Source organism: Alkaliphilus oremlandii OhILAs, from assembly GCF_000018325.1.
Classification (GTDB): Bacteria; Bacillota; Clostridia; order Peptostreptococcales; family Natronincolaceae; genus Alkaliphilus_B; species Alkaliphilus_B oremlandii.
This window is the reverse complement of sequence record NC_009922.1, coordinates 1,389,952-1,410,278: the sequence shown is the minus strand read 5'-3', so window position 1 is coordinate 1,410,278 and position 20,327 is coordinate 1,389,952. Positions and strand designations below refer to the sequence as shown.

27 protein-coding genes and 1 riboswitch are annotated in these 20,327 nt (G+C 32.1%); of the genes, 6 read left to right on the top strand and 21 right to left on the bottom strand.

Annotated elements, in window-relative coordinates:
- Positions 1-68: 68 nt before the first annotated feature.
- From CLOS_RS06775 to CLOS_RS16035, 4 genes are all read right to left on the bottom strand, one after another.
- The gene (locus CLOS_RS06775; protein WP_012159170.1) at positions 69-467 is read right to left on the bottom strand and encodes a hypothetical protein; all 399 of its coding nucleotides are present in this window, start codon (positions 465-467) and stop codon (positions 69-71) included.
- 85 nt (positions 468-552) lie between these two features.
- Positions 553-2,040 (bottom strand): erythromycin esterase family protein, encoded by a 1,488-nt coding sequence (locus tag CLOS_RS06770; RefSeq protein ID WP_012159169.1) that lies wholly within the window; start codon positions 2,038-2,040, stop codon positions 553-555.
- Positions 2,041-2,059: 19 nt separating this feature from the next.
- A complete protein-coding gene (locus CLOS_RS06765) occupies positions 2,060-2,410 on the bottom strand; it encodes a hypothetical protein (protein WP_012159168.1) in 351 nt (116 codons plus the stop codon).
- 36 nt (positions 2,411-2,446) lie between these two features.
- On the bottom strand, positions 2,447-3,517 hold the full coding sequence (locus tag CLOS_RS16035; RefSeq protein WP_198006340.1) for a PD-(D/E)XK nuclease family protein: 1,071 nt from the start codon (positions 3,515-3,517) through the stop codon (positions 2,447-2,449).
- 274 nt (positions 3,518-3,791) lie between these two features.
- Here CLOS_RS16035 and CLOS_RS06755 point away from each other — a divergent pair, with 274 nt between their 5' ends.
- On the top strand, positions 3,792-4,154 hold the full coding sequence (locus CLOS_RS06755) for a YcbK family protein (RefSeq protein ID WP_012159166.1): 363 nt from the start codon (positions 3,792-3,794) through the stop codon (positions 4,152-4,154).
- Between the two features lie 172 nt (positions 4,155-4,326).
- Here CLOS_RS06755 and CLOS_RS06750 read toward each other — a convergent pair whose 3' ends face one another.
- Positions 4,327-5,493, bottom strand: a complete 1,167-nt coding sequence (locus CLOS_RS06750) for a hypothetical protein (protein WP_012159165.1) — start codon at positions 5,491-5,493, stop codon at positions 4,327-4,329.
- A gap of 177 nt (positions 5,494-5,670) precedes the next feature.
- Between CLOS_RS06750 and CLOS_RS06745 the strand changes: the two genes are divergently transcribed.
- The 5 genes from CLOS_RS06745 (at position 5,671) to CLOS_RS06725 (ending at position 7,495) form a co-directional block, all read left to right on the top strand.
- Positions 5,671-6,075, top strand: a complete 405-nt coding sequence (locus CLOS_RS06745) for a hypothetical protein (protein ID WP_242649608.1) — start codon at positions 5,671-5,673, stop codon at positions 6,073-6,075.
- Positions 6,076-6,142: 67 nt separating this feature from the next.
- The gene (locus CLOS_RS06740) at positions 6,143-6,364 is read left to right on the top strand and encodes a DUF1659 domain-containing protein (protein WP_012159163.1); all 222 of its coding nucleotides are present in this window, start codon (positions 6,143-6,145) and stop codon (positions 6,362-6,364) included.
- A 40-nt stretch (positions 6,365-6,404) separates the two neighbouring features.
- Positions 6,405-6,629: a DUF2922 domain-containing protein gene (locus CLOS_RS06735; protein WP_012159162.1), complete on the top strand. Its 225-nt coding sequence runs from the start codon at positions 6,405-6,407 to the stop codon at positions 6,627-6,629.
- A 75-nt stretch (positions 6,630-6,704) separates the two neighbouring features.
- On the top strand, positions 6,705-7,160 hold the full coding sequence (locus CLOS_RS06730; protein ID WP_012159161.1) for a hypothetical protein: 456 nt from the start codon (positions 6,705-6,707) through the stop codon (positions 7,158-7,160).
- Complete coding sequence (locus tag CLOS_RS06725; protein WP_012159160.1) at positions 7,160-7,495, top strand: hypothetical protein; 336 nt, start codon at positions 7,160-7,162, stop codon at positions 7,493-7,495. Before CLOS_RS06730 ends, CLOS_RS06725 begins: the two co-directional genes overlap by 1 nt.
- Positions 7,496-7,761: 266 nt before the next feature.
- Here CLOS_RS06725 and CLOS_RS06720 read toward each other — a convergent pair whose 3' ends face one another.
- The 16 genes from CLOS_RS06720 to CLOS_RS06660 form a co-directional block, all read right to left on the bottom strand.
- Positions 7,762-8,559 (bottom strand): DUF3800 domain-containing protein, encoded by a 798-nt coding sequence (locus tag CLOS_RS06720; protein WP_012159159.1) that lies wholly within the window; start codon positions 8,557-8,559, stop codon positions 7,762-7,764.
- A gap of 715 nt (positions 8,560-9,274) precedes the next feature.
- On the bottom strand, positions 9,275-9,436 hold the full coding sequence (locus CLOS_RS15875) for a hypothetical protein (RefSeq protein WP_156774422.1): 162 nt from the start codon (positions 9,434-9,436) through the stop codon (positions 9,275-9,277).
- Positions 9,437-10,049: 613 nt separating this feature from the next.
- The gene (locus tag CLOS_RS06715; RefSeq protein ID WP_012159158.1) at positions 10,050-10,748 is read right to left on the bottom strand and encodes a PBECR4 domain-containing protein; all 699 of its coding nucleotides are present in this window, start codon (positions 10,746-10,748) and stop codon (positions 10,050-10,052) included.
- Positions 10,749-11,084: 336 nt separating this feature from the next.
- The gene (locus CLOS_RS15870) at positions 11,085-11,240 is read right to left on the bottom strand and encodes a hypothetical protein (protein WP_012159157.1); all 156 of its coding nucleotides are present in this window, start codon (positions 11,238-11,240) and stop codon (positions 11,085-11,087) included.
- Positions 11,241-11,449: 209 nt separating this feature from the next.
- The gene (locus CLOS_RS06710; RefSeq protein WP_012159156.1) at positions 11,450-12,139 is read right to left on the bottom strand and encodes a radical SAM protein; all 690 of its coding nucleotides are present in this window, start codon (positions 12,137-12,139) and stop codon (positions 11,450-11,452) included.
- An 18-nt stretch (positions 12,140-12,157) separates the two neighbouring features.
- Positions 12,158-12,865, bottom strand: coding sequence for a B3/B4 domain-containing protein (locus CLOS_RS06705; protein WP_012159155.1), 708 nt, complete (start codon positions 12,863-12,865; stop codon positions 12,158-12,160).
- 62 nt (positions 12,866-12,927) lie between these two features.
- Positions 12,928-13,023: riboswitch (guanidine-I (ykkC/yxkD leader) on the bottom strand.
- 239 nt (positions 13,024-13,262) lie between these two features.
- Entirely contained in the window at positions 13,263-13,442 is a 180-nt protein-coding gene (locus tag CLOS_RS06700; protein WP_041719070.1) for a hypothetical protein, read from the bottom strand.
- Positions 13,433-13,678: a helix-turn-helix domain-containing protein gene (locus CLOS_RS06695; RefSeq protein ID WP_041719069.1), complete on the bottom strand. Its 246-nt coding sequence runs from the start codon at positions 13,676-13,678 to the stop codon at positions 13,433-13,435. The genes CLOS_RS06700 and CLOS_RS06695 overlap by 10 nt, the downstream gene beginning before the upstream one ends.
- A 5-nt stretch (positions 13,679-13,683) precedes the next feature.
- A complete protein-coding gene (locus tag CLOS_RS06690; protein WP_012159153.1) occupies positions 13,684-13,974 on the bottom strand; it encodes a VRR-NUC domain-containing protein in 291 nt (96 codons plus the stop codon).
- On the bottom strand, positions 13,974-14,159 hold the full coding sequence (locus CLOS_RS06685) for a hypothetical protein (protein WP_041719067.1): 186 nt from the start codon (positions 14,157-14,159) through the stop codon (positions 13,974-13,976). The genes CLOS_RS06690 and CLOS_RS06685 overlap by 1 nt, the downstream gene beginning before the upstream one ends.
- A gap of 21 nt (positions 14,160-14,180) precedes the next feature.
- Positions 14,181-14,627: a hypothetical protein gene (locus tag CLOS_RS06680; protein ID WP_012159152.1), complete on the bottom strand. Its 447-nt coding sequence runs from the start codon at positions 14,625-14,627 to the stop codon at positions 14,181-14,183.
- Positions 14,628-14,949: 322 nt separating this feature from the next.
- The gene (locus tag CLOS_RS06675) at positions 14,950-17,607 is read right to left on the bottom strand and encodes a DUF927 domain-containing protein (protein WP_049753803.1); all 2,658 of its coding nucleotides are present in this window, start codon (positions 17,605-17,607) and stop codon (positions 14,950-14,952) included.
- A 45-nt stretch (positions 17,608-17,652) separates the two neighbouring features.
- Positions 17,653-18,387 carry a hypothetical protein gene (locus tag CLOS_RS06670; RefSeq protein ID WP_012159150.1) on the bottom strand — a complete coding sequence of 245 codons (735 nt, stop codon included), beginning with the start codon at positions 18,385-18,387 and terminating at the stop codon, positions 17,653-17,655.
- A 1-nt stretch (position 18,388) separates the two neighbouring features.
- Complete coding sequence (locus CLOS_RS15865; RefSeq protein WP_012159149.1) at positions 18,389-18,553, bottom strand: hypothetical protein; 165 nt, start codon at positions 18,551-18,553, stop codon at positions 18,389-18,391.
- A gap of 11 nt (positions 18,554-18,564) precedes the next feature.
- Positions 18,565-18,972 (bottom strand): gp33 family protein, encoded by a 408-nt coding sequence (locus CLOS_RS06665; RefSeq protein ID WP_012159148.1) that lies wholly within the window; start codon positions 18,970-18,972, stop codon positions 18,565-18,567.
- Between the two features lie 17 nt (positions 18,973-18,989).
- Entirely contained in the window at positions 18,990-20,279 is a 1,290-nt protein-coding gene (locus CLOS_RS06660) for a DEAD/DEAH box helicase (RefSeq protein ID WP_242649607.1), read from the bottom strand.
- Positions 20,280-20,327 lie beyond the last annotated feature (48 nt).

Genomic DNA, 20,327 nt, shown 5'->3' with positions numbered 1-20,327 from the left:
TTTCTTCACATTCAAGATTTCATTAATACTTATTAGATCGTTTATTATATTTAAGAATCTTTATTAAATTAAAATATCCAAGGCTCCTCATCAAACTCTACTAATTTAATTATTTGCCTTTCTATTTCCTCCCCATCCGGTGGAGGCTGAACAGTTCCTTTTATTACTCTAACCGATCTATCCGAATATCTTAGGTAACAATCCCAATAATACCCATCACAAACCTCTACGCTATAATTACTTTCCCACTCCCCTACGACCCTTTCAAGAAAAACAAATAAGTCTTCACATCTTCGTTTATCGGCTTTATAAACATTCTCATATAAAGGTGTTTTTTCTATTCTATTATATATTTGATGCTTAATTTTACCTGTTCTAAATACTGCTGTTACATGCTTTGTTGCTTCATCTTCACTACAAAGTCCTGAGGCTGTATTTATTATTTTAATTGATGTTAATTTATTCATTTTATCCCGCCTACTAAAATTATCTTACTCTGCCTACCACTAAGACCTAATTCTATTAGAGCATTTATTATTATAAATATAGATATTATTGTTGTTTTATAGATTTTCGTTTTCGCTTCCTTATAAACTTCACTATACAAAATATTATTAGCACTAATATAAATATTCTTGTAACATAATAAATAATAAGATATCTATTTCCGTTAGTAATTATCTTTTCATCTTTATTCATTCTCTCTGATGCTGTAGTTTCACTAACAAATATTAATCCATCATAGGATTCTATAGGAATTTCAGGAGCAAAAGAAGAAATATGCTCATTAACATATATAGCACCAATACTACGAATATATTGTTCTTGAGATAGCCAATCTGCAATTTCAGGATTTTTTGATGCTAATCTAAAATCCATAAAGCTTAAAGGTATTCCTGTTTTCTCAAAAACTGCTGCAAATGATCCAGAATATCCTTCTTTAATGGTAAATGATGCCATTTTATTACCTATGAAATTTCCAATAATGTTACCCGGATTAGAATTAAAGCTACCTTTGTAAAAATCAAAGCCAATTACATATAGCATGTCTCCATATATTTCTTTTAAATGCTCTCCCATTGATTTATAATTAATAAATTTCTTACTTACATGTCCATTATGTGCCCAAAGCATGATTTTATCATTATTAAAATTCTTTTCATAATCATAAATCCATTTTACATTCTCTGCCATATATTTATCTCTTTTATTTACAGCATCTAAGATATCTGTAACTTCTTTAAATTCAGCCCATTGATTTATTATTTCTAAGTGCTGGTAAATCATTTCATACTCAATATCTGATGTCTTCACAATATAAGTTCCTTTATTTTCATCAAAAATCGTTTTTAGCTCTCTTACTATATCTAGACTCACATTATCATTTCTTCTGATTAGAGCTAGATTAGATGCATATTTAGAATATATTTCTTTATCAACTCTTTCTAAATAGAATAATACAGCATCCACATCATTCTTTACTGGTTTCATATCAAAACCATAAAATCTAATTTTTTCTTTATTACTGGGATTCATGTTGTATTTGTACATCCATTCAACCATTTGAAGAACCTCTTCCGTATGCCAAACACTATATGTTAAAGCACGGACTGCATCATATGCACTACCAGTTCCACTAAGTATGTATTCATTTACCATTTGTACTTCTCCGAATTCTGCTTCAATAGCAAATGCTCTATACCCCATTTCCTCAACCAAAAATTCAAACATCCGATGTTTTATCTCGAAGAATTCCTTTGTACCGTGAGTAGCCTCTCCCATTGCAACTATTTTTTTATCCTTTAGCATCTCTTTTAATGGTTCTAAATCTTCAAATCCATTTCCAGCTTTCGTTGTTTCAAGAGAAATTATATTATTTTTTAAATCTAGATTTTCATATGTATCAGCATTAATCTCTAAAACGCCAAAATTCATAATCGTGATTCCTACAAAAAATAGAACTATAAACCTTAAACTACTGAACTTCTTCCTTTTTACTAATCCCCCTAATAAAACATCTTTTATATTTTTGCTTCCCATACTTTCCTCCTTTTAATTGTTATACACCATAATGTATAACATATTTATTTTCAGATATTGCTTTCCCTAGCAATACCATTAATTTAATCAATTCTTCTGATGACTTTAATCTTATATCTTTTAAAATAATATTATAAAAAGCTCCCAATGATTCCGGTGGTATAAGAGTAACTCCCCATCTTGCAAGTGCAAAATTTGGTCTACTATAGTTATGAAAATAAGTTTTAATTAAAGTCAACTCATTCCACCAATCATCTAAAATATCATCACCAATAGCTACACAGTTATATTTCTGAGGGGTATAATCAAACGAATAATCTTTACCTTCTTCAAATTTATCTATAATCCCGAACTCAGCAACACAAGGCATATAATCACCTACCTTCCTAATATAAATTTATTCTTACTAAAAGTTAATATCTTCGTTATTACCAATGATTTCTTTTATAGACTTCATACTTGCTATAAAATAATCCTGTATAGCCCCCACATGATCCCCATCATTTAAGAAGTCCAATAAAGATTTATCTATATTTAATCCGATCCAATCGCTGTATGTCTCCCTATCTATACTAAAATCATTTGATGCATCATTAGAATATTTATCAAATGCCTTTTCAATTTTGATATATTCTCCATGATCTCTATGTATCCATAAGGTAGTAGATGCCACTGGATAATCATCTTCAAGAATCCAAAATCCAACTTCTACAGAAGTATAGTCGCTAATATATGTTTGCCTTGTATATTTAAAATCACGTACTAATTGATTATATCTATCTCTTATTTTAATCTTTCCTGTAGATGTAAACTCCTTTAATACATCGTCCACCTCCCCAGCTAAACTTTCTTCTAATAGATCCAGTGGCTTTTGTATGTTTTGGATAACATGAATATCCTGTGGTGTAAAATTTCTTGATTTATTCAATTCGATTTCCTCCATATATGTTAATAAATTTTTTACTAATCTATCGTTATCAAATTCTTTTAGCCAATTATAAATCTGGTACCATCTTATCTGTATAAACTTTGTGTCTACATTAGTATCTAGTATATCTTCTTCCTTTTTAACATCATGATATTCAGTTAAATAAATTAAATAGGTGGCACCTCCTCTATCTTCCAATAGCTTTAAATGGTCTGCATATCTTTTTAATTGCTGATTGCCTTCTGCAGCATTAAGTTTACATTCTATAAATAGAACATTTTCACGTTTACTTTGATTATCAAAAAATCTGATCACAATATCAGGCCTACTATCACATATATGCCAATCTAGTTTATTAAAGGTTTGCTGAGTATTTATCTTAAGTCCACTAGGCTCAATATTCTTGCTCATAAATATTTTCATAAAACTTTTTACTAGCTGATTTTCATTAATTGTTTCTGCAAAGATTTCAGTTAAATAGTCTTCTCTGGGTTCATTACTAGCATTTTTTAATAAATAGAATATATTACTGAACATTTTAAGCTCCATTCTTTTAATAATTATTTTGATCCTCAAAACTTCAAATCTCTAATTTAATTCTAAATTTATAATTTTTATTGGATTTTATTTTTACTCCGCAAATATCAATCTTAATATAAACAATTCTATATATATCCATAAAACACCTTCTAATATTTCATAGAATCAAACAATTGATATTTATGATAATTTAATAGGTAATCATTAGCATGGTTTATATAATACTGAATTTTTCAGCACTGCCTTGTATAATATATTGAATTTCAAAGGAAAGGAGAATTCTATGAACAACATCCAAATATCTAAAAACTTTAAACTTAAAGAATTTGACTGTAGCCATGGAGATTCTGTAGTAAAGCTTGATAGTAGGTTATTAGAAAAGCTTCAATTGTTAAGAGACAAGCTAAATAACCCTATTAACGTAACTTCAGGATATCGGACTCCAGAATGCAATAAACGTGTAGGTGGATCATCTAACAGTTACCATATGAAAGGAATGGCTGCAGATATTTATTCTCCAGGTTATACCCCTGCTCAAATTGCTAAGGCTGCAGAGGAAGTAGGTTTTACTGGGATAGGTATATACTCTACATTTGTTCATGTGGATGTTAGACCTAACAAATATCATTTTAAAGGTAAATATTAAATGATATTTGTGAAATTCCCACTCAAAGTATATCATTATAAATTTCATCGCTAATACTCATTGATTATAGTAAAAAATAAGCCTATCTCTACTTTTTTTTATTTAGAGGTGGGCTTATATTGAGTTTCTATTTGATTATTCAAGATCTTATTTAAATGCAGATTATAAAAATTTATTCTAAAGGCTTTAATAGTAGAAATGTATACTCTCCAATTTCTTTCCAATTGAATTTATACTGTTTATTTAAAAGTATATCTACAGGCTTACCACCAATTGGTGTAGTTATTCGTAGGTTTCCAACCTTTGTTCCTTGGGATATATCGTAATCCCAGCATTTAGCTTCTTTTTTCTTAGGATATACAAAAGACTTATAATCATTCATTACTAATGCAATACCTACATCAGCCTGATTATTTTCACAATAACGCTCTAACAAATGCATATCCTGATATATATCCTTCATGAAAATATCTGTTGCCCCTCTATTTCCTCCTGAAGATGATTTTGTTCTATAACATTTCAACTCTAATGCTATTTTAAATACATCATCACCTTTATAAACTATAACCATTATGTCTACTTCTCTATTACTTGTACCGTCATTTACAGCTGTTTCTAATTCAAGTTCGATTTCTTCATCATCTTGAAATATTATGAGCGGTAACATATGCTTCAGTATATATGCATATTGAAGCTGCATTGATGCTTCTTTATTTATAGAAATTAAACCATTACCTACTTTCATAGAAAATATTTCCCATGCAGATATAACTACATTAATTGCTCGGTTATTAATATCACTTGAATCATATACAGCTCTAGGAATTATATTACTCAGTTTACTATCTTTACTTTCATCGTAATGTTTTTGTACTTCTATATTCTCTTTTAAATCAACGTTCTCAGTACTAATATTATGGTGATTGACTTTAGCAGGTTCTACTTCATCAAACTGAATTTTGCAGTATACAGATTTATGCCATTCTAAGATATTCATTAATGTAATATCTTTATCTTCAAAAATTACAGTGTTAATAGGTAATTCCCTAGGCTGCTCTTTATTCCCTGAAAACTCCCCTTGTTTGGTGAGCCTTCTTAAAGGTCCTTTAGCTCTTAAATAGTTATATGTATTGTTAGGGTGATCCCCATTACACCATTGACTGATCCTAGCATTGTCTATATTTTTAGGGCATAATAACCGAGCAATTTCCTGTATATCTTTCTGCCCAATCCAATAATTATCCTTGCCTTCAAATACAAAATTTTCATAAGTCTTTATTAATGTGGCTATCCAAACTGCTGTTGGAACACTGCTCGTTATATTCCTTGCAATCATCATACTCCCACTCCAAAATTATTTATTTATTGATGCACTCCTGATATATAACCTTTCTACAGACAAACCAAAAATCCTTTTAAACTCAATATAACTAAGGATATAGCTTTTACTGAATATTTAAGAATCATCTTATATAATAAATAAAACTATTAAAGGAGGTATTTTATGCCCTGCACAATGATTATTGCAAAGGTTAAAAAGATAGATATTACAAATAAAGTAGCTGCCGAAAATTGGACTCAAACTATTACGATTACTTTAAGTGATATAGAACTTAACGATGAGAATTTAATTGCTATTCGTAAGTTTAGACCTAATGAAGAAGTGAAGGTACATCTAGAGTCTTTACAATTATCTATAGAGGAGATTTCAGAAAGGGAAAATTTAAGAAAACTTTATCCCACAAGTGGACAAATATGCCCTGCTAATCATTCTTTGGAGAATACGAATATAAAAGATGAGGATATAGAAGAGGTTAATATTGATGATGAAGAGGGCGGGGATTTATTCGATCTAGACTATGATGAAAATCTTCCTGATACAGATAAAATCCTTAAAACTTTTGATTTTTCAAAAATGTAGTCTTATAATATACTGCCTGTAAGCTATATAGTTTGCATGGCAACTCTTTAGGAAAGGAGGAAATTCTATGGCTATTATGAAGTTTAACGAAACAAGAAGTGCTTCATGTAGATTCATCACAGGTCTTGATGGTGAAGGTAGGGAAAAGATTATGACAAGAACTATTGCTAACTTTAAAATTGATTCTACTTTAGATGATGTTTATGAAGTTGCTCTTGCTATAGCTAGTCTTTACCCATACTCTGTAAAAACTGTCAACATGGCAGAAAGATGTGAACTAATGGAGTAGTTTATTATGAAGCCTATTAAACAGGGAAGGAGGATAACCTATGGAAAAATATCTACAAATGGTATTTAAAACGGATCAAGATAGAAAGGTAAGTCTTAGAGTAGGCGTACCTAGAGATGATCTAGATGCAATGGAAGTAAAAACAGTAATGGATCTTATTATAGCTAAAAATATTATTTATTCTAATGCTGGAGATTTAATTGCTGTTGACAGTGCCTATCTAGTAGAAACATCTACTACAGATCTTGAAGTAGCAGGGTTATAGTTTTAAGTTCTTGATCCCAAGGGGTATAGCATTTTGCTATACCCCTTTTAAAAACATAGAAAGGAGAATGGATATATGAAAAATAAAGTTACTATTAGTAAAAGCATAGCCTTAGTTTTATGTATTATTACTATGATTATCACATTTAATATATATTTGTCCTATAAAGATTTGTATGTTTCTGATAATCTACCTCGTGATTCTATTATCTATATTGCTGCTGCTAAAGCTTCATTAAAAAATTTAGGTGCATCAGATGATGATAAGGAAATAACCTTAACAAAAACAAAAGAAATAGGCAGAAATAAATCATCAATCAACTTAAATAAAGAGAATATATATAGTGACATATTTACTAATATATTAATGCTACTTTTATCCTTTATTAGCTTAGCTTCAGTTCATAATGCTATTATTAATACAAAAGAAGATAAAAAGTATAACTCTAAAAATCTGCTCCATAAAAAAATTAGTAAAAATCCTAATAAAAAGTCATCTTCTTCCCTTCTATCTAAAGAAGGTGCAAAGTAATGTTAATTACAATAGCAGATATTCTCCTGTTTTTTTACATTTATGTGTTTTGCTTTCTAGGAGCTTTTTCTAAGGATATGCTAGATATTTTTTTAGATAAGATCCCTAAAGTTTTGATATTTAAGGTTCTTATATCCTCTTTGGCTGTAACCACTCTTCTATATGGTGCATCAGAATATTTACTTAATAAAATATCCTATAGACCTTTTACGGCTATTTGTTATACCTTAGGTTTAGTTAGTTTTGAAGTAACCGTAAGGTATAGTGATGCTAAGGAAATATTAGATCTAATTCAAGAGTTTAAAGCATGGAGAAAAAATAAGGACAGGGGATGATAGGTTTTTATCGGTCACCTTTGTCCCTTACTTTTTTACTTCAAAAAAGTAAAAAAACCTCTATAATAAATATAGAGGATCTAATCATTCGTAAAAATAAGAAAGGGGTTGAATACAGCTCCGAAAACTTTCAAAACTAGGTTTTTCAAGTTTTCCATGAAATTAATCATGTGTAAAATACATCGCCTCGCAATCCCTTACACTTATATTATATCCTATTCAGTTATAAAATCAACTAATTTTGAAAATAAATTTTATCTTTTATATTATGGCATGATTTTAAAACCAAATCTATCATGCTTAGATAAGCCACCATCGTATCTAGCTTTCCTCAAATTATTGCTTATATTAAACCTATTTTTATTATTGCTGCTGGTTTTTTTAGATAATACTTTTCTGGCAAGATCATTTGGAACAAAATCTGCTATTTGAAGACCAGGAACATTACAAGTCTTTGATGGAAATGTTATTCCAGTTAGATGCTTTTGCATTGCGTATGGATTTATATACATAGATCCCATTGCCATTAAATGATTAAACCTCATTCTTATTTCTCTATCATGATGTTCCTGCCTAGATTCATAAAAAACATGGCCACAGCTATTATTTTTTTTTAGAAAATGACAGTAATTCTCAAATATTATCTGCATGCATATTAGATATTTATCTGATAGTATGTCTTCATCAAAATATGTATCTAAATCATCTAAAACAACGGATGCGCCGATAACTGTAATATCTGCTAAATCATATAATTTACCTAATTCCTCATATAACATTCTTGTATTTTTATTTTCTTGGAATCTATGAAATTCAGACTTAATTTTATTTAAGCCATTTCTATTGCTTCGATTATTAGCAAATCTAACATCTTTTTCATGTAGAATTACATCTTCAGGATTAGGCAGATCACTCCATATTAATTTTTTTATATTATTAAATGCAGGGATAACAGTATTGTTATATGCTTCTTCTTCTATAATGACCCCAGCAATACAAAATATTCTATTATTGCCCGAATGATGGGTTTCGCTTTCATCTAAATAAAGATTGTACTTTTTCACCTAAATTCCCCCAAAACCTTCAATTTACTACAAATTATATCAAATAAATATGCATCCTACAAATCTATTTCAAAAATTAGTTAAAAGTTAGCTATTTATTTTAATAATATATCCAAAGGATCTGCTCCTTTTCAAATAGATTTTATTGAAGTTGTTGTTAACTGTCCTAGCTATCCCTTACTTCATTAATCACCTTCTACCACTCCCTTCACAAACTGTTTTCTCTTACGTAGATCCTATAGGGTCAAAACAGATTGTTCCAGTCGCTAGGTCTATCTTTAGGGAGGAAATAATCAGGGTCAGCAAACTTTTAAAGTACCTATAATCGATCGTTTCTACAGCTGGTACTTTAAAAGATTGCTCTCACGGGTCCATCGCTACCGTTCCTTCCATAAACTTTTTCCATGAAAGTGATACTATAGGGTTGAAAAAGACTATTCCAGTCACTGGGCCTGCCTTTCGGGTAATGCCTCTCCGACTGCCTACCTAGGGTCTAGCTCTATGGTGGCAGACCGAGAGGCTAAATCAGTCCGTCTCTGTGGGCCTTTCCCAACTACCGTTTCGTAGAGGTAGTTTTTTATTTAAGGTCTATCTTCTAAGCAAACTACCACTACTCCACTTTCCCTAAATGTACATAATTTCAGAAATAGTTGCTCCTATAGGGTCAGGGCCTTTGAGGTCAGCAACTACCGGTTCCCTTTCCTGAAATCGACATTTAGTGAATAGTTGGGAAAGGTTCGAGTCTATCTCCAGGGTCTTTAGGTTTACTGTCTATCTCTGTGGTCCAATCGGTAGGGATGCCATGCATCCCCTCTACATTGTGGATATATGGACAGCCATTTACAGTAGTTTCTATAGAGGCTGCCCACATACCCACAAAATTTTCTACTACTGCTACTACTAGTTAGGGTATAGCTTTAGGGTTGTGCATGATGGACAACTTATTAGGTCTATCTTTAGAGATAGTTGCCCACATGCATTATGGGGTCTATCTAGTGGGTCTTTATTATAGTGGATCCCTGTAGCTTTAGTCTTTCGGGTCATGCAACGCTATTACCTACGTTCATAGGTTGCATCTTTCAGGTCCTTTCTTCTAGTTATGCTTTAGGGTTCATTTTAGGTGATGGCTTTGGAGTTTCTTCTATGGGGTCATGGCCACGTTATTTCCATACGTTCATAAGTGGCCACTTTAGGGTCTTTGCCTTAGTATTCCTCTAGGGCTTTTGATAGGGTGGGACGCTGTAGTCCCTCCTTTTGGGTCAACAAACTTCCTAGTTCATTCCATAAAAAATATGTAACCATAATTCTGGTTACATATTTTTTACTCCATTCATAGGTCAGATTGTTCTTTCGGGTCCTTTATTTGCATTAGCAATAATTTCTGTACCATTTACTATAATTTCTACTTCCTCAACCGCTCCTTCCCACAGACTGTAGCCTCTGGTGGTCTATCTTTGAAGCTGCTACAGACTGTTTCAGTCTCGGGAAAGTTACTCGTTCAAACTACTGGCAATTTCTTTTAGAGCCTGGTCTTCTATCTTATTTATTTCATTTTTATGTACTAAAGGTATTAGACTTTCATCTACATGATCTTTAATTGTTTCGTAATAATCCATTAACACTTCCGAGCTCCCTATAATAAGCTCATTAAATTTCTCTTTTCCTACTTCTTTTCTTAGTATCAAACTAACATCTTGCATTTTTTTGATATCCAGTTCATTTCCTTTAAGCAATGTCATCGGTCGGGATTTTACTGTGCTTGTAAATCCTAATGTACATTCTTCATCTGTAGTTGCAAAGCCACAAATTATTCTATTTTTAACAAATGCTTCTTCTACTTTAATATCTTTATTATAAAATAATTTCACAATACTAGGTAAAACCTCTATTTTTCTTCTAACAGAACCCTTCACGGCTTTCTCGGATTGTCCACGTTTATTAAAATCAAAATCTGTTTCTTGCAATGTTCCATTATAGCATTTATCAAAAAAGTCTTGTGCTGAAATTAAAGAATTAACTCCTGTTAAATGCTGATAATTATCTTCTTTAGCACCTATAATATAGTAGTCCTTCATTACAAAGGCCCTTGAACAGACTAGATACTCATAATCAATGAAAATTTCTTTAAAGTTTTTAGACTCATCAATTACTGTATTTTTCACACGTTCCTTAAAAGAAACCTTTTTCATATGTTTCCCCCTAAAAATAAGAGGATGACATCGTCATCCTCTTATCGATTTTTCACAGTTTACTCTGCAATGGATATGGGTTTTAGGTCTCCATTCCGACCACTGGATATGAGTTTTAAGTCTTCATACCGACTTGCATTTACATGCTAATTTAAAAACTAAACTTTTATTTATAAAGAACTTTTACTTAAAGTTCCTTATTAAAAATCAATTTTATGCTTTATTAGGCAAATCCCTAATTAAATTTAAGTACTATTTATACTATTATTATAATATTTTATCCTAAAAATTACAATATAAACATAGAAACATTTTGATTTTTTATTGATTTCTTTTTCAAATAGATTCTTTAGATATTGCTTTCTTGTCCTTAGTTACTGGTTGGATTAAATCATATTCCTTTTTTATTTCTCCATAAGCTTTTGCAAATTCCTGATCTGTTTCAATTTTTTCGTTAACCATTTTCTTTGTATCTATTTTTCTAAAGGGCATATGTACTACCTCTTTCTCTATATAATAAATATCTTCATTTCATTATATATCATTTTCATTTATTTGTAATGTTTTACCTTATTTACACTACTATTCTATATGGATGGTTTTGTTAACTTAAAAATACATTGTAGTGTATAAAATAGATACTGCGACTTAAACCTTATTTTAAATCCTTCTTATTTTATAAGTACCATGTATTTTTACCACTAAATATTTAATAATATATTTGAAATTTCCTCAAATCTTTCATCAGTTATACCAAGTTTTTTCTTAAATCTTTCATCTTCCATTCTTGTAATAATTATCTTGTTAGGAGATATTTCCTTAATAATATTTTTTATCTTCTCAATTGATTCTTCATCATCGTTATATCCCCTGATAATAGTAATTTCAAATATAAATTTACCTTTATATTGTTTATTAAAAGAAACCATGTTTGAAATATATTCTTCTATTGTATATCCTTCAATTGGCCTTTGGACTTTTTGAAAATCCTCTTCTGTTATTACCTTTATCTCCCCAATAACCTCATCACATTTATTAGCAATTTTTATATATTCATCTCTACCTAGTAAATATCCATTAGAAAGCAGTCTTACAGATAACCCTTTGTCTTTAATTAGACTAATAACATCATCAATTTTATCATTGACTAAGGCTTCTCCACTTGAGTTAATAAAGATTAATTCTGCTTTTGTATTTTCTATCATACTCCCTAGTTCAGTCAATGAACTATCTATTTTATTAAATGATTTTTGAGTATCTACTTTGTTTTGTGACCTTCCTATTGGACAAAATATGCAGTCAAAGTTACAATGCTTCTCTGGAAGTATGTTAACTTCCAGTACCCTTCTTCCATCTTCAATATAAATATCTTTATAACTAAAATCCCCCATAACTTTATCCTCCTCGAATTACTTTATTGTTATTTCTTTATTGTTAATGTCAAGAATTGAAACCTCACATGTTCCGCCTAAATTATCTTGTACCAATTTTGCTAAATCTTTTAAAGCATCCTCAAACTCTTCTACTCTTTTCTCATCAACTAATTCAATACATAAAAAAGCATTCTTTGTATTTTCAGTAAGCATCGTTCTTACTGATTCACGCCAATTCCAGCATCTACAAATTGCGCCCTCGTTATCTTTATATACTATTTCGCCTTCATATGGTGGTTCACTTCTATCCGTCCCTAATGTTATAAAATTTTCATTCCCAACTGCTTTAGTTAACCTTATATCTCCATCAAATGTATCAATATCCTCACCACCGCAAGGCAGTGCATATCTTAAGGAAATACAATTATAAATGTCAACTAGTGGATTAATCGTTCCTAAAGGGTTTCCTTTATGTACTCGCTTTAGTAATGCCTCAATTGATGATCTTGCACCTTTTTTCGTTTTAAATTTTTGAAAAGCCTCTCTCCACACTTTTATGACATTATTACTGCTAAATTCTTCATTCTTCAGGTACTTTAAGGCTTCTTTTTCTGAATCATGAATCATATCCTTATATTTGTTTTCATCTTTTATCATATTATCTATGCCCTGACAAACAACAACACCAATTCTTGCATTAGGAAATAGGCTCCAAAAATCATCTTCAATAACAAATTTTTTCATTAAAATATACCTCCTGAACAATAAAATATAAAATAAAAAAAGCCATAGGAATATTATTAAATATCTCCCAGGCTTTTATCCTTCCGTGTACACAATTAGCTGTGTGTTTTCTCTCGGACCTGCCAGTTATAAGCTGCGGAACCCTAGAAAACTTAAATATATGATTAAATTAGCATTTACAATTTCTAAACTATAAACTAATTTTAGCATAATATTAAGATGCAATCAAGCATATGCCTTACTTTGCAAAATTCATCTGACCTGCTACTATACCTTTCTATAAAAATAACTAAAATCATCTAAATTCTTAACACGAACAAGTCAGATATCACATCCAGCTTTTTATCTATCTTTTCAAACATGTTAAATATTATATATCATTTTCATTCTAATAGTATTATTTTTCCTTATACTCTTTCTCCCCATACTTCACCTTCCTCGGTTTCTTCCTCATCCTCTGCTCCTTCAAATACCCTAAATACTCACCTTCTCTTTTTATAGCTCTTTCTTTTTTTAGTCTTAATATAGTCTGATAAAATTCTTCTTTAGAAGGAAATTTATCTTTTTTCATAGCCACCTCTTTATTCTCCTATAGACTCCACTATCACTCATGTTAAAGCGTTTCCCGATTTCTCTTAATGTCATTTTCTCTATATAATATAGCCTTCGCATTTCCAGAGCTTCAAGCCTTCTTATTTCTCTTGGAGTAAACTCCATTAGTCCATACTTTTGAAGGATTATATCTGGTAGGACTTCTTTCTCCGAGAAAATTGCCTCTAGTAAGGCCATGTAGTTGTAGATTAAATCATCCATAGGTATCACCCCTCTTTAGTGAGAGTATCAAGTACTGATTTCACATCTAATAAACTATGTACTACTACAGAAATACCTCCTGCCTCTTGAATATCTTTTAAAACTTTTTCCTGCAGCTTTGTAGGCTTCTCTCCTGGTCTTTTAATTTCTAATGCTACAAAGTGGCCCATATAACAAAGTATAAGATCTGGAATACCTGCTACTTGATACATTCCACCATGAGTTTTAAAAAACCAAGTGTTAGGCTGCTGTTTTAAGTACTGAACTATTTTATTTTGAATGGCTTTCTCCTTCATTAATAGCCCCCTTCCACATTTTTGAAGATTCTTTCCTGTCCTGCCTTCATTGACTTATTTATATTTTTCTTTCTCCTACTGTCTGAGCTTCCTAAGATCCCAATAGCCTTTAATGATTTATCTGGACTATATTTTTTAGTGATTGATAAGTATAAAGCTAGATAATTATCCATTAATGGATGCATCCTGTGTCCCCCTTTACTCTTCTACCCCCAAGGGGTAGGCTCGTTTGTTTTAATAAATTCTAATTGCTTGTTTCCCTCATTTATTTTTTCTATGTGGTTTTGATATATAGTATCTAGTAGAACATTGGTTACTGCCTTTGATTTCTCTAAATGCTCAATGTCATTTGTTTTAAAATAGTCATAAATTCCAGCTAGAATCTCATTTATAAATTCCTCTATAACTGCGGTATTTTCAGCAATATAACTTTCATATAAATATAGGGCTGCTGCTTTATTAAGAGAAAATATATCTAGAATAATCTTTTCTTCTTCCGTAAGCTGCTCTCTTTCTAGCTCTAGCTTTAAAGCCTTTATTTCCTGTTCTATTTTGATAATCTCATTTTTCCACCTTAGTTTTTCCTTAGGTGTAAGACCATCGGCCTTTTCTTTTCGTTTTAAGAGTAGCTTTAGTTTTTCTTCTTTACCCATAATCTCCTCCAAATCTTCTCAGTTACCCAAAGTAAGGGGCAACCTTTTACACTTTTAAATCATTGAAATTACTTCGTTGTAGATTTTAATTACCGGTTACCACCAAGTTTTAAAACATACCTTTTATATTTTTGTTATGTTGAAACTTAGGATTTATCAGTTTACATTTCCTATATATACTATATATAGTGGTAACTAGGGTAATAGTGGTAACAGTATATTAAGACTATTGAAAATGCTATATTCTTTAGTTACACAATGGGTTACTCCTAAAAAATTAAGGGGTAGCTTTTTATGTAAATGCCATAGCATCAGAGGAATCTTAAAAGGGTGGTGTTTCATCCATGCTTGCTGCCTCACTTAAATCAAAACTTATCATTCTACAAGCCCTACCTTCTATTTTCTTTACAACACTGTTTCGCTTTTTACCATCACTCTCATAAGAGATCCCAATATAACCTCTATCCGCAAAGCCTCTAATGATCTTTCTATAGGATAGACCTTGTTTTTCTAAAGCTTCCTGGAGGATCTGAGGAAAGACATAGAAACTATCCCCATCAATAATTCCAAACCTTTGGCCTTTACTACTTTCCTTAAACTGATCTATATTAGAAATCATCCATCCCTTAACAAACTCATAAGCCTTTTCTACGATATCCGTATCCATAACATCCTCTAAGCTAGATAAAATCTCTACTCCCATTTTTAAGGATGCATCTGGATCATCATTAAATAACCAACGGCTAATAAGTTCATCCGCTAGAGTAACTACTGCCACAGATGAAATATGACTCATCAGCTTTTTATGGTTTGAATTTGCTTTCATCAGCTTATCCTGTATTATTTTATGTCTTTCCTGTAGTTCATGGATTTTCATAGTATCCATAAGCTTATTGATAAAAAACGGTCCTGCTTGTCCATAATTTAAACTAGATATTTTATGGATTTTACTTGCATCTTCTTCACTTTTAAATGGACTGCCATGTATTTCTAAAGCCCTTGTATGTACTCCCGTTTGGGACTCCATAGTCGTTAATGGTTCTTCCCCTGTAGTTAGAATTATACTTCTCCAAGATTTTTGACTTTGAAGTCCCCCCGTTTTAGCCCCTCTTACTTTGCTATAGCCCATAGCCAGCATATATACTAAAGTTTCTATATACTCCTGCTTTCCTCCAGCAACCTGTCTTTCGTCAATTCCAAGGGGCAAGTCGTTAAAGAAACAGGCTAATCTTTCAAGTCCTACATTTGTCGCATTAAAACTTGTCATAAGCTCCTCTGGATTTCCCCACACTGTAAGAGCTGCCTTTAGAGCTGCAGTTTTCCCACTTCTAGAATCTCCCCAGTTGTGTACAAAGAAAATCCTATGATTTAGTAGCTTTAGTAGTGGAGCTGCAAAGCTACTGGCTAATATAAATCTAAAAATAGTGTTATGTCTAAAATCCTTCATATACTTAATCCAACTATCTAAAGTGCCTATTTTCCTATATGCATTAATCCATTTTCTTTCGTTTGTATCAACGTCAATTACTAACTCTCCTTCTCTCCCAGGTAGAAAATTATCATTATGCCACCCCAGCTGATCTACAGATTGTAGGGTCTGAATCATATCAAAGTTCTCTGCCTCTAGCTTTTCTAGGAATTTCACTAAAAACTTTGCATTTTCAGATGTTACAGTAACTCCTACATCTGCAAGCTTTATAATAGTTCTTGCTTGAAAAATTACGGATCGTTGCTCTGTCACTCTATGCCATTTTTTATCTCTATAAAAAGTAATTTCTATTTTCTCATCATAGCTATCAAGGCTTTTAAGCCTATTTGAAATAAGTATTGGAGTTCTGCATATTAGCTGAGGTATACCTGTTTTATAATTAATCATTTCAATTCCATTTTCCGATACCCTAAAGCCTTCAGGCTGTTTAAGCCTTACTGGAGCATTTGGAATTAAATTATCTATTTCTAATGAAAAGCTTTTAATGTCTATTTCTTCAGCTTCATTTAGAATGACTTTCCATTTCTCACTAAATGAATCTGGATCTAAAATATGAAGCTCTGATGGGTCCTTTGCTCCTAAACTGCTGCAGCTAATTTTATAAATCCTACCTTTAAAATCTTTCTTTACTAGGGCATTACATATTTTATCTACGAAGGCATCTGCTCCTGCATCTCCTTCATGGTGAATATAAATATGAGGAAAAGTAGAACCTTCTTCCGAGCTAAACTTAAATTTATCTACCCAATCTAGATGAAATGTAATAGCTCCTGGAACTCCTAAGGCTTCTTCTATTCCATGACACCATAAAGTGTGGCAGTCACTTTCACCCTCTACTAAAATTACTCTATTAACTTCCCTAACCTTATTCAACTTCCATAGCCCATAGAGATTTACCTTACTTCCTCTTGCCCAGGAAAACCTTGTTGGATGATCTTTCTGGTATCTCTGTCTATTGGATATTACCTTTCCAGCTTCATCCATGTAGGGAATTGTAATGCCTAGTCTACCGTTTCTTATGCCTAGAGATCTTATAAAGCCTACATCTAGCCTTTTCTCTTTGCAGTAATCTTCTACAGTATATTTAGTAGGCTTAGTATACTTATTAGAATTAGTCAATTTAATAAGTTTCGTAGAATCAACAGGATTAGTAGAATTAATAGGATTAATGGAATTAGTTGAATAAGTAGAGTTTTGAGTTTTGGAATTAGTTTTATCTTCATATAGCCCTGCTTCTTTTAGTAGAATTTTATAAGCCTCTTTATTACTTATATTTTGTGTTTTAGATAAAAAGGTAATTGCATTTCCCTTCTCCCCACAGGCTAAGCAGTTGTATACTCCAGTTTTTAAGTTAGCTCCAAAACTAGGCTTTTTATCATTATGAAAAGGGCACAGACCTACTAAGTTGTCACCGCTGATTTTTCCTTTTTTTATATGACCTTCATAGATTTTTTTATAATCAACCTTACCATCTAAATTTACTTCATCCATTCTTAGCCCCCTTTCCATTTCCTAGAGGGGATAGCTCCCCTCCTATTAGGTTAGAGCTGGATTTTTATTGTCTTCCTCAATGGTATAATCCTCTATCGTATCTACCTTTCTTGTGGTAGCTTTTAGGCTCCTTGAAAGCTCTTCCATGTTCTTAGCTGTTTCTTTATCTAATACATCTACTACATTAAACTGTGCCTGACTATAGGCGATGCCACCTTGACTTTGGGCCTTTTTAAGGGTAATCCTTGTAATGACTCCAAAGGATCTTAGGCCCTTTGTTATAATTTTTTTAGCTATGTAGCTACTAAAATTTTTAATACTTGTTGGTGGCAGAGTTATTAATATTGGAAGCACTTCCCCACTTCTAAGAAGATAAATTCTATGCATATTCTTACAGGCCTTACTTTTTCCATCTTCATGGCTACCAAATTGATTAAGAGGACAAATCTTGCAATCTCCTCCTGGACTGCCTTCTCCAAACTTCCCATCTATACTGCCACAATCTGGTGGTATGCTTCCTCCAGTGTATTTCTCCTTCCAATATCCATTAACGTGATGATGATCTAAAATAACTCCTTCAATTTCCTTTACTGTTTGAAGCTCATCTAAATTCTCACTAGGTATTTCGAATAGTAATCCTCCACCAGCTAATATCTTAGCTCTATCAAAGGCTACTTCTAGACCTTCCATTTCCTCTGCCATAGCCTTTTTAATCTCTGGATTTAACATTGGCGCCTCAAATATTGGTTTTATATTTTTAACAGCTGCTTTTTTAGCCATATTAAAATTCCTCCTTTTCTTTTTCTTCCTTAAAATAGATATATAGCTTGTCCTCATCCTCGTCATACTTTATAGAGCTGATATAAAATTCCGGGTTCTCCCAATCATATAATCTATGTAGATTTGAATAACTTTCCAAAGACTTTATTATTTCATCAATTGTCATGATCTTCTCTCCTACTTTCCCTTCTTCATTCCAATACTGATTTTTTCATAGGTGCTAACTAAGCCCTTTAACCATCCTGGCAGCTCCTCGTTATTTTCCTCTATTTGCTCCCTTACGAATGCTGCTAAGCTGTTGGCATTTACCGTTTCATAGACTAAATCCCCATACCCCTCTTCTTTTAAGGCTTTAAATAGATTTTCTTTTCTATTAGGAATTGCACTGGCATAGAACTTTGTATTTAGGTAAAACATCATTCCTGCTCTATTAAAGCTTTGCATTTCCTCCTCTATCATTAGCTGAGATAGATCATTTTTTAATGCTTCAATCTGACTATTTACAGTCTTTCTCTCCTCATCTAGCTGCTTTTTCCAATCCTTTAGGTTTTTTAGCTCATCTGCTAGTTTAAAAATTTGACTCATGTTCTTCCCCTCTTTCTTTAATTTTCTTCTTTAAAATAGTCCCTCCAGTGATCTACAATCTGCTTTGCAATATTTTCTTTTTTCTCTAATGCCTTTAGAATTTTTTCATCTACAGTGCCTGGTGCAATAAGATGAATATATGTACAAGTGTTTTTCTGTCCAATTCTATGGATTCTTGCTCTTGCCTGAGAATAATTAGCATAGTTAAAATCTAGGCTATAAAATACTACTGTATCTGCTGCATGTAGGGTTATTCCAAGTCCTGCAGTTTGTATCTGTGCGATAAAAACTCTTACGCCATCTTCCTCTTGAAATTTTCTTACTTCCTCGCCCCTATCTTTAACCTCTCCAGTTATATAGCTATAGCTAATTTCCATTTCATCTAGCATATTTTTAATAGCATTAATCTCTGGAAGGAATCTAGCAAATACAACAAGCTTTTTCCCTGCATCCTTCATATCTTCAATAATCTCTTTTAGAGCATCTAGCTTAGCCTTTGAAATCTGCTTTATGGTCCCATCATCTGCACCTATAAATCCTCCAGTTAATTGGCTAAGTCTTAATAGCTTAGTTAACAAGTTCTGTGCTGTAACCTCTCCCTTTTCAAGCTGTACATAGCTATCTTTTAATATCCTTTTATATAGCTTTGCTGAATCAGGCTCTAGGCTGCAGTATCTTATTTCATCTGTTGTTTCCGGTAGATCTAATGCTTCTTCCTTTGTTACTCTAAGTGCCACACTATGAGTTTTCTGAATCAGCTCATCCATGTTCTTGTAACCAATAACCTGATACTTTCCATAGCCACCCATAATTGCATGTCTAGCTCTAAAGCTATAGTAGCTCGTCCCAAATATTCTTTTATCTAAAAATCGATATTGGCTCCAGAGGTCTAAGGGCGCATTTTGTACTGGTGTTCCAGATAAAATCAGCTTATACCTTACACTATCCCCTAGTTTATGAAGTGCTTTAGATTGCTTTGCCGTAGGAGATTTAATCCGTTGGGATTCATCTGCAATTATTAAATCTGCTTTCCATTGGATTAGCTCATCTAAAATCCGCCATGTGCTTTCGTAGTTTATTACTGCGATTTTTAAGACCTTATCCTTAGTAAAGCTATGTAATTCCTTTACCTTCTGTTTACTGCTACCATCTAATACCCTTACTTCACAGTCAAAGGCTGCATATTCCTGAATCTCCTTTGGCCATACAGAAACTACGGAGGTTGGTGCTACTATTAATACCTTTCTTGCTTTCCCTTCTAAATAGATCCGACCCATGATTGAAATTGCTGTTAGTGTTTTACTCAACCACAGCCCATTTCAAAAAGGAGTCCAAAGCCTTCTGTTAGAGCTATC

Bases quoted from the DNA above. Each gene is read 5' to 3' on its own strand.
- CLOS_RS06705 (WP_012159155.1), bottom strand. From the start codon at position 12,865: ATGAAAAAATTTGTTATTGAAGATGATTTTTGGAGCCTATTTCCTAAT.
- CLOS_RS06680 (WP_012159152.1), bottom strand. From the start codon at position 14,627: ATGGGTAAAGAAGAAAAACTAAAGCTACTCTTAAAACGAAAAGAAAAG.
- CLOS_RS06745 (WP_242649608.1), top strand. From the start codon at position 5,671: ATGATTATTGCAAAGGTTAAAAAGATAGATATTACAAATAAAGTAGCT.
- CLOS_RS06685 (WP_041719067.1), bottom strand. From the start codon at position 14,159: ATGCATCCATTAATGGATAATTATCTAGCTTTATACTTATCAATCACT.
- CLOS_RS06775 (WP_012159170.1), bottom strand. From the start codon at position 467: ATGAATAAATTAACATCAATTAAAATAATAAATACAGCCTCAGGACTT.
- CLOS_RS06695 (WP_041719069.1), bottom strand. From the start codon at position 13,678: ATGGATGATTTAATCTACAACTACATGGCCTTACTAGAGGCAATTTTC.
- CLOS_RS06725 (WP_012159160.1), top strand. From the start codon at position 7,160: ATGTTAATTACAATAGCAGATATTCTCCTGTTTTTTTACATTTATGTG.
- CLOS_RS06730 (WP_012159161.1), top strand. From the start codon at position 6,705: ATGAAAAATAAAGTTACTATTAGTAAAAGCATAGCCTTAGTTTTATGT.
- CLOS_RS06715 (WP_012159158.1), bottom strand. From the start codon at position 10,748: ATGAAAAAGGTTTCTTTTAAGGAACGTGTGAAAAATACAGTAATTGAT.
- CLOS_RS06770 (WP_012159169.1), bottom strand. From the start codon at position 2,040: ATGGGAAGCAAAAATATAAAAGATGTTTTATTAGGGGGATTAGTAAAA.
- CLOS_RS16035 (WP_198006340.1), bottom strand. From the start codon at position 3,517: ATGGAGCTTAAAATGTTCAGTAATATATTCTATTTATTAAAAAATGCT.
- CLOS_RS06755 (WP_012159166.1), top strand. From the start codon at position 3,792: ATGAACAACATCCAAATATCTAAAAACTTTAAACTTAAAGAATTTGAC.
- CLOS_RS06675 (WP_049753803.1), bottom strand. From the start codon at position 17,607: ATGGATGAAGTAAATTTAGATGGTAAGGTTGATTATAAAAAAATCTAT.
- CLOS_RS06710 (WP_012159156.1), bottom strand. From the start codon at position 12,139: ATGGGGGATTTTAGTTATAAAGATATTTATATTGAAGATGGAAGAAGG.
- CLOS_RS06690 (WP_012159153.1), bottom strand. From the start codon at position 13,974: ATGAAGGAGAAAGCCATTCAAAATAAAATAGTTCAGTACTTAAAACAG.
- CLOS_RS06740 (WP_012159163.1), top strand. From the start codon at position 6,143: ATGGCTATTATGAAGTTTAACGAAACAAGAAGTGCTTCATGTAGATTC.
- CLOS_RS06665 (WP_012159148.1), bottom strand. From the start codon at position 18,972: ATGAGTCAAATTTTTAAACTAGCAGATGAGCTAAAAAACCTAAAGGAT.
- CLOS_RS06735 (WP_012159162.1), top strand. From the start codon at position 6,405: ATGGAAAAATATCTACAAATGGTATTTAAAACGGATCAAGATAGAAAG.
- CLOS_RS06670 (WP_012159150.1), bottom strand. From the start codon at position 18,387: ATGGCTAAAAAAGCAGCTGTTAAAAATATAAAACCAATATTTGAGGCG.
- CLOS_RS06750 (WP_012159165.1), bottom strand. From the start codon at position 5,493: ATGATGATTGCAAGGAATATAACGAGCAGTGTTCCAACAGCAGTTTGG.
- CLOS_RS15865 (WP_012159149.1), bottom strand. From the start codon at position 18,553: ATGACAATTGATGAAATAATAAAGTCTTTGGAAAGTTATTCAAATCTA.
- CLOS_RS06765 (WP_012159168.1), bottom strand. From the start codon at position 2,410: ATGCCTTGTGTTGCTGAGTTCGGGATTATAGATAAATTTGAAGAAGGT.
- CLOS_RS15870 (WP_012159157.1), bottom strand. From the start codon at position 11,240: ATGCCCTTTAGAAAAATAGATACAAAGAAAATGGTTAACGAAAAAATT.